Raw genomic sequence first — 553 nt, forward strand, 5'->3', positions numbered from 1 at the left:
GCCGCGCCCTGGCGCTGCTGGCCGCCGCCTTCGCCGGGGCGCAGCCCGATCACGTCGTCGCCGTCACCGGCACCAACGGCAAGACCAGCACCGTCGATTTCCTGCGGCAGATCTGGCGGCTCCAGGGCCGCCAGGCCGCCAGCGTCGGCACGCTGGGCCTCATCGCCGACGTCCCCCTCCCCGATTGCGGTCCGGTCCTGACCACGCCCGACAGCATCGCGCTGGCACGGGCGCTCGCCGCCATGGCCGGCGGCGGCATCAGCGACGTGGCGCTCGAAGCCTCATCCCACGGGCTGGAACAGCATCGGCTCGACGGGCTGCGCCTCTCCGCCGCCGGCTTCACCAACCTGACCCGCGACCATCTCGATTATCACGGCACGCTCGACGCCTATCGCGCGGCCAAGCTGCGCCTGTTCGCCGACATCCTGCCCCCCGGCGCCCTGGCGGCGGCCAATGCCGACATGGACTCCGCGACCCTGGACGCCCTGCGCGCCATCGCCGCGCGCAAACAGATGGAACTGCGCCTGGTCGGCGCGGCGGGCGATGCGATCCG

Annotated in this window: 1 protein-coding gene; it reads left to right on the top strand. The window is 73.4% G+C overall.

Annotated elements, in window-relative coordinates; genetic code table 11:
- Positions 1-553, top strand: a 553-nt coding sequence (locus HUK84_RS22405; protein ID WP_246285844.1) for a Mur ligase family protein, incomplete at both ends; no start/stop codon positions are given.

This window comes from Nguyenibacter vanlangensis, from assembly GCF_013376155.1.
In the GTDB taxonomy this organism is placed as follows: domain Bacteria; phylum Pseudomonadota; class Alphaproteobacteria; order Acetobacterales; family Acetobacteraceae; genus Gluconacetobacter; species Gluconacetobacter vanlangensis.